The sequence below is a fragment of the Roseivirga seohaensis subsp. aquiponti genome (genome assembly GCF_001267955.1).
Lineage (GTDB): Bacteria > Bacteroidota > Bacteroidia > Cytophagales > Cyclobacteriaceae > Roseivirga > Roseivirga seohaensis.
The window spans coordinates 140312-154368 of record NZ_JSVA01000008.1 but is presented as its reverse complement, the minus strand read 5'-3'; the positions used below and the strand labels follow the sequence as shown (position 1 = coordinate 154368).

The following is a 14057-nucleotide window of genomic DNA, read 5'->3' as shown; positions in this document are numbered from 1 at the left end:
GATTTGAGAAGTCAATTTTAGACCAATAGTAATGTTAGAACAGATTATTCAATACAGCATTCGAAACAAACTCATTGTGATGATTTTCACCGCAATCATGGTGGGTTTTGGCATTTTTTCACTTAACAACATCCCCATTGGAGCCGTGCCCGATGTCACCAACAATCAGGTTCAGATCATCACCACATCGCGTAATCTGGCAACTCAGGATGTGGAGAAATTTCTGACCTACCCTGTAGAATTGGAAATGGCCAACTTGCCTGGGGTATTAGAAATTCGCTCTATATCTAAGTTTGGGCTTTCTGTAGTAACCGTTGTATTCGAAGATAAAATGGGCACCTACTTGCCTCGCCAGCTTATTGCGGAAAAAATTAAAAGTGCCGAAGAAAGAATTCCCGCAGAATTTGGCAAACCCTTTATGGGGCCTGTTTCTACTGGTTTAGGTGAAATCTATCAATATATAATAGATGTAGAGCCTGAATACCAAGATCAATACTCAATTACCGATTTAAGAACCATTCAGGATTGGATTGTAAAACGACAATTATCTGGAATACCTGGCGTAGTGGAAGTAAACACTTGGGGCGGCTACCTCAAGCAATACGAAGTTGCTATTAATCCAGAGCAGTTACGTGCACTAAACTTGTCACTTTCAGAAGTATTCGATGCCTTAGAAACGAACAACAGCGTAGCAGGTGGTAGTTATATCGAAAAAGGAAATGAGGCCTTTTTTATTCGTGGTGAAGGTTTAGTAAGCTCTCTTGAAGACATAGAAAACATTATAGTTACCAACAGAGATGGCAAACCCATTTTTGTACGCGATGTAGCCAAAGTCGGTTTTGGTCATGCCAATCGTTTTGGAGCAATTACTGGAAATGGCGAAGGCGAAAAGGTGCTAGGTCAAGTGATGATGCTGAAAGATGCCGATTCCAAAGCGGTAATAGAAGCAGTAAAAGAACGAGTAGAAGAAATTCAAGGTTCACTTCCTGAGGGTGTTAAAATAAATGCCTTTTTAGAGCGAAGTGAGCTGATTGGAAAAACCACTTTCACTATTGCTGAAAACCTAATCCTAGGTTGTTTAATTGTAGTTTTTGTAGTGGTGCTCTTGTTAGGGAATCTGCGTTCTGGCTTGGTAGTAGCCTCTGTAATTCCTCTCTGTTTACTTTTTGCGCTTTCATTAATGTACATTTTTGGTGTAGATGCCAACCTAATGAGTTTGGGGGCGATTGACTTCGGAATTATCATAGATGGGGCGGTGATTATAGTGGAATACATTGCTTTTAAAATTACAGCCGAAAGAACTCAAATCATGAGTTTACCAAAGTCTGAAAAGCAAAGCCTGATTGATAAAATTACATTTAGCGGTTCTACAAAAATGATGCGTTCCGCAGTTTTTGGTCAGCTCATCATCATCATTGTTTTCATTCCAATCCTCTCACTTTCTGGTGTAGAAGGCAAAATGTTTAAGCCTATGGCCATGGTGTTTTGCTTTGCTTTGATTGGCGCAATGATCCTCTGTTTCACTTATGTTCCGGTGGTTTCTTCAATCTTCCTAAAACCATCCGACCCAAATAAAAAGAATATCTCTAATCGACTAATTGGATTTTTGGACAGGATTTACACCCCTTCAATCACTTGGGCCTTGAAAAGTAAAGGAATTGTATTGGCTGCCGCTACGGCACTACTCATTGCAGTAGGTATACTATTCTCAAAAATGGGTGGAGAGTTCGTGCCTACTTTAGATGAAGGTGATTTTGTGATCCAGCCAGTGTTTAAAACAGGAACATCTTTAAGTAAAACCATAGAAGCTACAACCCAGATAGAGCAAATTCTTAAGAAATTTCCAGAGGTAGATCAGGTAGTGACCAGAATTGGTGCGGCAGAAGTACCTACCGACCCTATGTCGATGGAAGAAAGTGATGTAATCATTAAACTTAATCCAATCAAAGAATGGACTTCGGCCGAAACCAAAGATGAATTGGCCGACAAGTTTAAAGAAGCCCTTTCGGCCAAAATACCTGGGGTAGATTTTGAGTTCACTCAACCGATTGAGATGCGCTTTAACGAGCTGATCACCGGTGTTAGGGCCGATTTAGCCATCAAAGTTTTTGGGGAAGATTTAGATATTCTCTACCAAAAAGCCTTAGAAATAGAAAAGGCGATTGCCAATGTAGATGGCGCAGCAGACATTATTGTAGAGAAAGTGGCGGGTTTACCTCAAATGTCTGTGAAATTTAACCGCCAAAAGATTGCACGCTACGGGCTGAATGTAGAAGAATTAAATAATATTATTACAATGGGCTTTGCAGGAGCAACTGCAGGATCTGTTTTTGAAGGCGAAAAGCAATTCGACTTGGTGGTTCGGTATGACGCAGAGCACCGAAAAGACATTCAAGACATAGAAAGAGCATCGGTGCTTTTGCCCAACGGAAACAAAGTGCCGCTTAGTGAATTTGCCGAAATCACTTATAATAAAGGGCCAGCAAAAATATCGCGAGATGATACCAAAAGAAGAGTTGTGGTAGGTGTAAATGTTCGTGGCAGAGATTTAGAGTCAGTCGTAAACGATGTTCAGCAAATTATTAAAAGCAAGGTAAAAGTACCAGTGGGTTATAGCATCGAATACGGTGGGCAGTTCGAAAATCTAAGATCGGCCAGGGCCAGACTAATGCTAGCAGTGCCTGTTGCTTTAGTCCTTATCTTCTTCTTACTCTATTTCGCTTTCAACTCTGTAAAAGAAGCCCTCATGATTTACAGTGCTATTCCGCTATCAGCTGTGGGTGGTGTTTTACTGCTTTACTTTAGAGATATGCCCTTTAGTATTTCAGCTGGCGTAGGCTTTATCGCTCTTTTCGGAATCGCGGTACTCAACGGAATCGTATTGATTGAGCATTTTAAAGAATTGAAAAAACATGGTCATGACGATATTAATACCAGAGTGATTTTGGGTACAAAACAAAGGCTGAGACCAGTACTACTTACCGCAATGGCCGCAGCTTTGGGTTTTCTACCTATGGCCATTTCTACTTCTGCTGGTGCCGAAGTTCAAAGACCATTGGCCACAGTTGTGGTTGGTGGACTAATTTCCGCCACCATTCTTACGCTAATTGTACTGCCCGTTTTGTACTCTATTTTCGATAAAAAAGAAGCTAAAAAACCAATGAAAGCACAACCGCTTATGATTGTCATTCTGTTGATGTTTGCCTTTAATAGCAACGGAATAGCACAAACCAAACCTGTAAGTCTTAATGAAGCAATCGACATTGCGTTAAAGAACAACAGTGAATTGAAAGCTTCTTCTGCTAAAATAGATCAGAATAAATCTTTGGTAGGCAGCTCATTCAACATTGAAAAAACGCAGGTGTATTATCACTTTGACGAAAACAACATTGCCGAAAATAATCAGGCGCTCAATGTATTTGGCCTTAGTCAATCTTTCGCTTTTCCAACGGTGTATGGAAACCAGAAAAAAGTACTTCAAGGCATTACCTCCCTTTCGGAACAACAACATTTACTCGATCAGAATAGAGTTACAAAAGAGGTTTCAAAGGCCTACTACACTGTTGTTTACTGGCAGAATGTAGCCCAGAACTACGCTTATTTAGACAGCCTATACAAAGACTTTTCCAGAGCAGCTTCGCGCAAATTTGAAGAAGGGGAATCTAATTATTTGGAAAAACTAACTGCGGAAGCCAAACAGAGAGAGCTTGATTTGGCCCTAAAACAGAGCAAAGAAAGCGTTCAAAAATCTTATGCATTACTAAACCAATGGCTTCAGTCCGACTCTGAAATTGAAATAGAGCCGCAGCAAATGCAAATGCTTGAGTACAGCCCATTAGACACCGAAAACCATTTGGGTATTCAGTACTTTGAAAAGGCGGAATTACTATCTCAACAATCTTTGAAACTTGCGCAGCAGCAGCTATTGCCCGATTTACATTTTAATATTTTCAGAGGCACCAACAATGGCATAAATGCAAAAGCCTATATGGGCTTTCAGGCGGGCATTGGTATTCCCCTCTTTTTTGGAGCCGATAAGGCAAAAATAAATGCGGCCAAAATTCAGTCGCTTATTTCGGAATACGAGTCGGAGAATTACAAAACGCAGTTAAAAGCGAATTACGAAGCTCAGCGCGCTGATTTGCAACAATACCAAGAGGCCATAGGCTATTATGAAAATGCTGGAAAACAGCTTGCTCATGAACTAATCAATAATGGAACAAAAGCTTTTAAAGGTGGAGAGATCGACTTCTTACAATACATTCAGCTACTCGATAATGCTAAAGGTATTGAGATTACCTACTTAGAAAATCTCTACAATTACAACATGATCTTATTGGATATCAAATATTTAACAATTCTGAAATGAACAGTTCTAAACATACATTCAGTATCAGCTTATTTTTAGGCAGTCTTGCCCTAGTATTTAGCGTATTTTCTTGCGGCTCAGGCGCTTCTAACGAAACGATGGTAATTGAAGAAAACACTGATGAGAATATCATAAGCGTGAGTAATTCTCAATTTCAAGCTTCGGCCATGCAACTTGGTAGAATGGACACGTTCCAGTTTTCAGAAAAGGTGCATACCACAGGCATGTTTGATGTACCTCCGGGACATAAAGCTTCTGTAAGTGCCTATTTTGGTGGATATGTAAAAGAGAGTGAATTATTGCCAGGTGAAGTAGCCACGAAAGGCCAAACCTTATTCACGCTAGAAAACCCTGCTTACATTCAGGTACAACAGGATTTTCTGGAAGTTAAAAACCATATTTCCTTTTTAAAGTCAGATTACGAAAGACAGAAGAGCCTTTCTGAAGAAAATATCAGTTCTCAGAAAAAATTTCTTCAGGCAGAAACAGAATACAACAATGCTCTGACCCAATTCGAAGCCTTAAAAAAGAAGTTAGTGCTAATGAACATTGACCCAAAAAGCCTAACCGCAGAAAGCATGACCTCGGTGATTCCAGTAAAATCACCCATTAGCGGTTTTATCACCGCTATAAATGCCTCTAAAGGCATGTTTCTAAACCCTTCAGACATTGCTATTACAATTACCAATACAGAACATATGCATATGGAATTGAAGGTTTTTGAAAATGACCTTCATAAGATAAAAGTAGGGCAAAAAGTAATATTCAAGCGCCAAAACGATCCAAACAAAACATTTACCGCTACAATCAACCTCATCAATAAAGCCATAGACGAAGAAAACAGATCGGTATTAGTGCATTGCCATTTAGACAGTGAAGAAGATGAAAGGCTCTTTATTCCGGGTATGTATGTAGAAGCCGAAATATTAACCTCGAGCCAAACTCAAATGGCTTTACCAGAAGCAGCCGTGGTAGAGATTGAAGGCAATTATTATGTTTTGGTAAAAACAAACACCGAAAATGAAGCTTCAACCTTTGAAAAAAGAATGGTGAAAGTGGGAATTACGGAAGAAGGCTACACCTCCATTTTAAACCCTCAGGACTTTAAGCCGAATACTGAATTCTTGATCTCAGGGGCTTTCAATTTGATTATGGAATAAGGCAGTAGTGTTTCCAGCAAAATATTTTTCAAATATTGATTAACGGTAGTACCAACCTAAAAAGCAGTGATAATTGTAAAAAGCTGATGAAACCACTTCTGCCAGTTCATATTTAAAGTATCAGATTTTCAGATAGCTAGTCCTTTTCAACGATTATATATAGCCTTACTGCAAGAATTAGGTTCATTGTGCAGTTTTCCATTTATGGTTTAAGAGCTTTATGTAAAGACATAAAGGTCTTAGGCCATTTTTGTATAACAGATAATTTTTATTGACCTTTATTTTAAATAGGGGATAACTTCTAAAAACCGAAAGAGACTCTTTAGCCAAAAGTTTGTTCTAACTGTCATTCATTTTTTAAATAAATACTATGGGCAATGGATTTGAACTTTTACTCGCAGATGACGATCAGGATGACTGCCTTTTTTTTGAAGAGGCTTTGCTTGAACTCTCAGTATCGGCAGGCTTAACCACCGTTAATAATGGAGAAGCGCTTCTAAAACTATTGTCAGAAAACAATAGAAAGCTTCCAAACGCCCTCTTTCTAGACCTAAACATGCCTAGAAAAAATGGTGCGGATTGCTTGGTTGAAATTAGGCAATGTAACAACCTTAAAGAACTACCCATTATTATTTACTCCACATCCTATAACCCAGAAATTGCAAATATGCTTTTTGAGCAAGGAGCAAACTATTATATTAGAAAGCCAAAAACCTTTTCAAACCTAAAAAAAGTTATCCTTCGTGCAATTGAATTAGTTAAAGGAGAACACAATAGACCACCTACGAAAGATTTATTTTTAATTCAGCCGTAAAGTGATAATCAATGGGTAAAGAAACAACATATAACTTCCTTTCTGGCGGAGGTGAAATGGGTAAACTAACCCGATCAAAAGACTGGAGCAAAACCTCACTTGGCTCCCCCGACACATGGTCGCAAAGTTTGCGTACCACCTTAGGAATTATTCTTAACTCTAAATTTCCAATGTTTTTATGGTGGGGGCCTGAGTTATTATGTTTTTATAATGATGCATATAGGCCTAGTTTAGGGAATGAAGGAAAACACCCATCTATATTGGGCATGAAAGCCGAAGAGGCTTGGAGTGAAATATGGCACATTATTAAGCCATTAATTGACCAAGTTTTAGAAGGAGGACAGTCTACATGGAGTGAAGATCAGCTAATTCCAATTTATAGAAATGGCGAAATACAAGATGTATATTGGACCTTTAGTTACAGCCCTGTACATAATGAGCAAGGCAAAATTGCAGGTGTTTTAGTTACTTGTACTGAAACCACTCAAAAAGTAAACAGCCTTAAAAGTTTAAAAGACAGCAATCAGCGTTTTTGGCAGAATATTACCCAATCACCAATCGCAATGTGCATATTCAGAGGGCCAAATTACGAAGTTGAAATTGCCAACGACCTAATGCTCTCGCTATGGGGGAAAAGCGAAAAAGAAGTTCTAAAAAAACCAATTTTCGAAGGCTTACCAGAAGCTAAAGGGCAAGGGCTAGAGAAATTATTAGATCAAGTATATACTACTGGGAAAAAATTCACGGCCATAGAAAGACCCGTAGACTTACCAAGAAATGGTAAGATGCAAACCATATTTATCAACTTTGTTTATGATGCTTTAAGAGAGTCTGACGGAAGTATTTCAGGTATCGTGGCCATTGCCTCTGACGTTACAGATCAGGTATTGGCTCGAAAAACTATAGAAGAAAGTGAAAAAAGATTTAGGACTTTAGCCGACAACATGCACCAATTGGTGTGGATGGCCGATGCAAAAGGTTGGATTTATTGGTACAATCAACGTTGGTACGATTATACCGGAAGTACCTTTGAAGAAATGCAAGGATGGGGCTGGCAAAAAGTACATCACCCTGATCATGTAGATCGGGTAACCCAAAAAATTCAGCACTCATGGGACACCGGAGAAATTTGGGAAGATACTTTTCCTTTGAGAGCTAAAAATGGCGAATACAATTGGTTTTTATCACGTGCCCTACCCATTCATGATGAAAAAGGAAATATTACTCATTGGTTAGGCTCCAACACCGATATTACCTCACAAAAAATTGCTGAAGAGCAAATACAGTCTTTTGCTTCCGAGCTAGAGAAAAAAGTAGAGTTGCGTACAAAGGAATTAAGAGAATCTAATAACTCTTTGAAAAAGAGCGAAATGCGTAATCACCTTATGGTAGATGAAATTCAAGATTACGCAATCATTTACCTAGATTCCGAGGGCAACATAGAAAACTGGAACAAAGGGGCTGAAAAGATAAAAGGCTACCACGAAAAAGAGATAATCGGCAAACACTTTTCAGTATTCTACATTCAAACCGATAAAGAAAACAACGTACCACAAAAATTACTAACGCTTGCTAAAGAAAAGGGAAAAGCCGTTCAAGAAAACTGGCGAGTTCGTAAAGACGGCAGTCTGTTTTGGGCTAGTGTAGTAATAACCGCCATTAAGGATGGCAATAATAGCATAATAGGTTATTCAAAAATTACGCGTGACCTCACGGAAAAAAAGGCTGCCGATGACAAATTAAAAGCAAGTGCTAAGCAACTGAAGCTTAAAAATCAAGAGCTCAAAAAAATGAACAAAGAGCTTCAATCGTTTGCTTACGTTTCTAGCCATGATTTACAAGAACCGCTACGAAAAATTCAAACTTTTGCTTCGCGAATAGCAGATAAAGAAAAAGAGGTTTTATCAGAAAGAGGCTTAGACTATTTAAATCGCATGCAAAATGCAGCAAACCGCATGCAAATTTTGATAGACGACCTTTTGCAGTACTCCCGAACTACAACAGCCGAACATAAATTTGAGCTTACATCTTTCAATAAAATCGTTGAAGAAACTCAACAAACATTCAAAGAAGAACTAGAGCAAAAAGGAGCCAAATTTAACCTCAGTGAAGATGTCAACCTTGAGATAATCCGTTTTCAGTTTCGACAATTGCTGTCAAACCTTATTAGCAACGCGATTAAATTTGCAAAAAAAGACACATCACTCGTTGTCGACATTAAAACTAAAACAGGTATTGGAAATTCTTTCGGAATAGATAGTCTTTCGCCCAAAAAACAATACTGCAATATTACTTTTTCTGACAATGGCGTAGGTTTTGACCCTCAACATAATGAAAAAGTGTTTGAGATATTCCATCGTTTACATGGTAAATCTGAATACAATGGCACCGGTATAGGCTTGGCCATTGTTAAAAAAATTGTTAGCAACCATAACGGTATAATCATGGCAGAAGGAGTGCTTGATCAAGGGGTTACATTCAATATTTACATACCGATAAACCGCCCTAAACCAAAAGCAAGATAATGTCGATATCTAAACAAAATCACTTACTCGAAGTTTATTAATCCGGCAAACACCCCTTAAAAACACAGCCAACGATCAATAACATTTACGAACTTTCTCCATGGACAGCACGCACACTTTATGAAAACAAACACGGAATTTAGCTTTCTTCAGGGTGGTGGAGAAATGGGGAAACTCACTAGAGAAAAAGATTGGTCTAAAACCCCTCTGGGCTCACCTGATACTTGGCCCCAAAGTTTGCGTACCACTTTAAGTATTGTTATACATTCTAAATTTCCCATGTTTCTTTTTTGGGGATCCAACCTTATTTGTTTTTACAATGACTACTACCGACCAAGTTTAGGCGAACAAGGAAAACACCCAGCCATATTGGGCATGAGAGCAGAAGACGCCTGGCCCGAGATATGGCATATCATCAAACCACTCATCGATCAGGTTTTAAACGAAATTGAGCCTACTTGGAGCGAAAATCAGTTGATTCCTATTTTTAGAAATGGGAAAATGGAAGAAGTATATTGGACATTTGGTTACAGCCCTGTTTTTGATGAATCAGAAAAACCAGCAGGTGTTTTGGTAACCTGTACCGAAACTACCGAAAAGATTAAGGCCTTAGAAGAAGTCAAATCTAGCGAACAAAGATTCAAGAACATTACTGAAAGCACCGATATCTTAATTGGCTTAAGTGATGAAACTAGTAAAGCCACTTACTTCAATACGGCATGGGTAGAAATTACGGGTAAATCATTGGAACACCTATTAGCATTTGGGTGGGCAGACCTAATTCATCCTGATGACCGCGACAGTGTATTGAATGACTACCTAAAGGCCTTCGAAAGTAAAACAGAGTTTACAAGTGAATTCAGGGCTTTAGACCGCAACAATGATTATCGTTGGTTTCTTTCAAAAGGCACCCCCTGCTATTCGGCAGAAGGTAAATTCACTGGGTATATTAGTTCTTCATTAGACATTACCTCTAGAAAAAAAGCAGAAGTAGAAGTAGAAAGATTTAAGTTCATTGCCGATTTCGCCAGCGACCCCTTTATCTTAATGCGTGAAGACGGATCTTTTGAGTATTTAAATGAATTGGCCTTAGAAAAATGGGGGTACACTGCCGAAGAAGCCAAATCATTGAAAGTGCCTGATGTAGACCCTATATATCACGAAGAACTGTTCAAAACCACTTTTCAACGAGCTCAAAAAGAAGCACTTCCACTCTTTGAAACCCTACACAAAAAGAAGGATGGCACTATCTATCCAGTTGAAATTCAAATGAAAGGGCTGTCTATTCAAGGGGTTCCTTACATGTTCGCTATTGCTAGAGACATTACTGAACGGAAACGAATCGATAGAAAATTAAAAGCCAGCGAGCGTAACCTCAGGCTAATGATTCATCAGGCACCAGTGGCAATAGCTATCTTACGTGGTTCCAATTACGTGGTAGAAATTGTGAATAAGCATTCTTTAGAGCTTTGGGGCAGAAAAGAGAATGAAGTATTAGGTAAAGAAATACTAAATGCCATGCCCGAACTTAATGAGCAAGGTATAAAAGCTTTACTGGATGATGTATACCAAACAGGTAACAGATTTGTAGCCAAAGAACTTCCGGTTGAAATACTAAGGGGAAATCAGCTCGAAACCGTATACATCAACTTTTCCTACGAACCTCTATATGATGACAATAAGGTGATCAACGGTATAATGACCGTAGGATTTGATGTAAGTGACCAGGTGAAAGCTCGTTTAAAAATAGAGGCCAACAGAGAAAAACTAAATGTAGTTATTCAAGCCAGTGAATTGGGTACTTGGGAGTATAATTTAAAAACCCATGAAATCAATTATTCAAACCGCTATTTAGAAATATTTGGCTATGAAAAAGATAGCAAGCTACCACATAATACATTCCTTAAACAAATTCATAAAGAAGACCTTCCTATTAGACAAAAAGCTTTTGAAGAAGCTTTTGCTATAGGCTCTTTACACTACAAAGCCAGAATTTTTTGGCCTGATAATTCGCTACATTGGATGGAAGCAAAAGGCACTGTTTTCTATAAAAACAATGAGCCTTATCGTATGATTGGAACAGTTCGTGATATCACTGAAGAAAAAAACATACAGCAACAACTTATTGAACGCGAACAAAAATTTAGACTGTTGGCGGACTCCATGCCACAACATGTTTGGACATCTGACCCAATGGGTAACCTGAATTATTTTAATCAGTCTGTTTTCGACTTTTCTGGTTTAACACAAGCACAAATAGATAAGGATGGCTGGATTCAGATTGTTCATCCAGATGACCGTGAGGAAAATATCAAACAATGGAAGCGATCGATTGAAACAGGTGAAGACTTCCTTATTGAGCATCGTTTTAAAAGATACGATGGCACTTACCGTTGGCAACTTAGCAGAGCTATTCCACAACGAGATGAAGATGGAAACATTAGAATGTGGGTAGGGTCTAGTACCGATATTCAGGACCAGAAAATGTTTTTACAAGAACTGGAAAAACAAGTAAAACAACGTACATCTGAACTCGCTAGGAAAAATAAAGACCTTGAAAAAATGAACAAAGAGCTACAATCCTTTGCTTATATTTCAAGCCATGACCTACAAGAACCTCTGCGTAAAATTCAAACCTTTGCCTCTCGAATTATAGATAAAGAAAAGGAAAATCTTTCTGAAAAAGGGGTAGACTATTTATCAAGAATGCAGAATGCTGCCAACCGAATGCAAACCTTGATTGAGGACTTACTTGCTTATTCGCGAACCAGTACTGGCGAATTAAAGTTTAAGCGAATTCCGCTTGATCAAGTAGTTAATGAGGTGTCGGAAAATTTAAAAGAAGAAATAGAGCAGAAACAAGCCAAGTTAGAAGTTTCTGCACCTTGCAAGGTGCATATCATCCACTTCCAGTTCCAACAACTGCTTACAAACCTAATTAGCAATTCATTAAAGTTTGCAAGACCGGGCATCGCTCCTATTATAAAAATATCGAGTAAAACAGGAACAGGAGAGCAACTTGAGCCTAAAAGATTACAATCAAATAGAACCTACTGCCATATTCGAGTCCAAGACAATGGTGTTGGTTTTGATAAAAAACATAGTGAAATCATATTTGAGCTATTTCAGCGGCTATACGGCAAATCAGAGTATAAGGGTACGGGTATTGGATTGGCCATTGTGAAAAAAATCGTTGAAAACCATAACGGAATAGTTAATGCAAGTGGCGAAAAAGACCAAGGGGCTACTTTTGATATTTATATACCTACGCTCCAACAAATAGACTGATAGCTACTTACAATCCATTGTAAAAACTCTAGTAAGAGGGAATTATTCTCTTCTATTTCTCATTACCTACTCGGTTAAAGAAACTAAAAAGAGAATCCATGTTTAAGCATTCTGAACATATAAAATATTCTATCCTAGAATTGGCTTCTATGGGCATAGGGTCTACCCCTGCCGATACCTTTTCAAATAGTCTTGATCTTGCACAGCAAGCAGAACAAATGGGCTATACTAGATTTTGGTTGGCAGAACACCACAATATGGTAAGTATTGCAAGTTCGGCTACTGCTGTGCTCATTGGGCATATTGCTGGAGGTACAAAAACCTTAAGAGTTGGTTCTGGAGGAATTATGCTCCCCAACCATTCTCCCCTTATTGTAGCAGAACAATTTGGCACCTTAGGTTCACTTTTCCCAAATAGAATTGACTTGGGTTTAGGTCGAGCACCTGGCACCGACCAAGCTACAGCTTATGCGATCAGGTCTGACAGAGCGAGATCGGTAGTAGCCTTCCCCGATGAAGTTGCGCAAATTCAAAAGTATTTCTCTAAAGAAAATAAAAGCGCTCAGGTAAGGGCGTCAGTAGCCGAGGGCGTAGAAGTTCCTATTTACATTTTAGGTTCTAGTACCGACAGTGCTCATTTGGCTGCAAAAATGGGATTACCTTATGCTTTTGCTAGTCATTTTGCACCTGCTCAGCTTTTTGAGGCTTTTCATATTTATCATAATAATTTTCAACCTTCAGCATTTTTGAAGGAGCCCTACACCATTGCTTGCATCAATGTGATTGCCGCTGATACAGACCATGAAGCAGAGCGCTTATCTACTTCACTCATAAAAATGATGTATGGTGTGTTGACAAATAATATCGACTATATGCAGCCTCCGCAAGAAATGACTGCTGAACTGAAATCCTTAGCACAACACGAGGCTTTTCAGCGCATGCTTAAATATGCGTTTGTAGGTAGTAAAGAAACTGTGCAACAAAAAACAAATGACTTTATTGAGGCCACAGGAATTGATGAAGTGATGGTGGCTTCGCATATTTTCCACCATGAAGACCGAGTGAAATCATATAAGATTTTCTCAGAAATAATGAAAGACCGGAAATAATTCCAGTCTTTCATTATTATTAATCAGGTGAGGTTGAGTTCTTTTCAATCAATTCAACTCTGCAAATAAATCCATATACTCGTTGTCCCAACTGTTGGACATCTCCTCAAAATTCTCTTCAGTAACTTCTTTATTTTTGATTTCAGAAGCTGCCCTAGTAAAAAGCGCTTCTGCCTTTTCGAAGAACTTTGTCATTTTCTGAATTTGAGCATAATCTTTATCCTTCAAGAACATTAAATAGTGACCATCCTCTTCCTTCACTTCAAGATCAGTTTCTCTATCTACCATCCTGCACTTAATAGTCACCACACCATCATCATTTGGTTCTGAAACTGAAATTACTTCATAATCTTCTGGTGAACGATTTTGCAATTGAGGGCGAATAAGCGAAGCAGAAAGCGAAAGTGATACGGTAGAGAACATTTTTTCATCTTTATAAAACTCTATTTTGTCTTTAGAGCTACGCTTAATTTTAGTTTGAAAACTATCCATCATGGCATTTTTAAAAGCCTCAAAAGCATCAAGTGCCTTGAATCCAGCCTCGTCAAAATTAGTAATGGCAATTCCATCTTTCTTCACATAAAAGTACGGAACAGGGTTGTGATCTACAGGTTGAGCAGAAACTAAACCTAGTGAAAGAAGCATTTTTTCTGGTGTGCTAGTGTCATAAGGACTTTTAGGTTTACAGCCCATCAATGCAAAAAAGGCTAAAATTGCTAGTAGATATTTAGTTCTGTTCTTCATGTTAAAGTATTTTAAAACGAAGAACCGAGATTTATCATAGTGAAAGAA

At 38.5% G+C, this 14057-nt stretch carries 7 protein-coding genes; 6 read left to right on the top strand and 1 reads right to left on the bottom strand.

What is annotated here, in order from left to right; translation table 11 throughout:
• The first annotated feature begins 31 nt into the window (after window positions 1-31).
• The 6 genes from OB69_RS07630 to OB69_RS07605 all read left to right on the top strand — a co-directional run bounded on the left by OB69_RS07630 (window position 32) and on the right by OB69_RS07605 (window position 13265).
• The gene (locus OB69_RS07630) at window positions 32-4369 is read left to right on the top strand and encodes a CusA/CzcA family heavy metal efflux RND transporter (RefSeq protein WP_053223116.1); all 4338 of its coding nucleotides are present in this window, start codon (window positions 32-34) and stop codon (window positions 4367-4369) included.
• Window positions 4366-5529, top strand: coding sequence for an efflux RND transporter periplasmic adaptor subunit (locus OB69_RS07625; protein ID WP_053223115.1), 1164 nt, complete (start codon window positions 4366-4368; stop codon window positions 5527-5529). Before OB69_RS07630 ends, OB69_RS07625 begins: the two co-directional genes overlap by 4 nt.
• Window positions 5530-5899: 370 nt before the next feature.
• Window positions 5900-6343: a response regulator gene (locus OB69_RS07620; RefSeq protein WP_053223114.1), complete on the top strand. Its 444-nt coding sequence runs from the start codon at window positions 5900-5902 to the stop codon at window positions 6341-6343.
• A gap of 11 nt (window positions 6344-6354) precedes the next feature.
• The gene (locus tag OB69_RS07615) at window positions 6355-8868 is read left to right on the top strand and encodes a PAS domain S-box protein (protein ID WP_053223113.1); all 2514 of its coding nucleotides are present in this window, start codon (window positions 6355-6357) and stop codon (window positions 8866-8868) included.
• A gap of 120 nt (window positions 8869-8988) precedes the next feature.
• Window positions 8989-12156, top strand: a complete 3168-nt coding sequence (locus OB69_RS07610) for a PAS domain S-box protein (RefSeq protein ID WP_053223112.1) — start codon at window positions 8989-8991, stop codon at window positions 12154-12156.
• Window positions 12157-12254: 98 nt separating this feature from the next.
• Complete coding sequence (locus OB69_RS07605) at window positions 12255-13265, top strand: LLM class flavin-dependent oxidoreductase (RefSeq protein WP_053223111.1); 1011 nt, start codon at window positions 12255-12257, stop codon at window positions 13263-13265.
• 48 nt (window positions 13266-13313) lie between these two features.
• Here the strand turns inward: OB69_RS07605 and OB69_RS07600 are convergent, their stop codons facing one another.
• Window positions 13314-14009 carry a hypothetical protein gene (locus OB69_RS07600; protein ID WP_053223110.1) on the bottom strand — a complete coding sequence of 232 codons (696 nt, stop codon included), beginning with the start codon at window positions 14007-14009 and terminating at the stop codon, window positions 13314-13316.
• Between the last annotated feature and the right edge of the window lie 48 nt (window positions 14010-14057).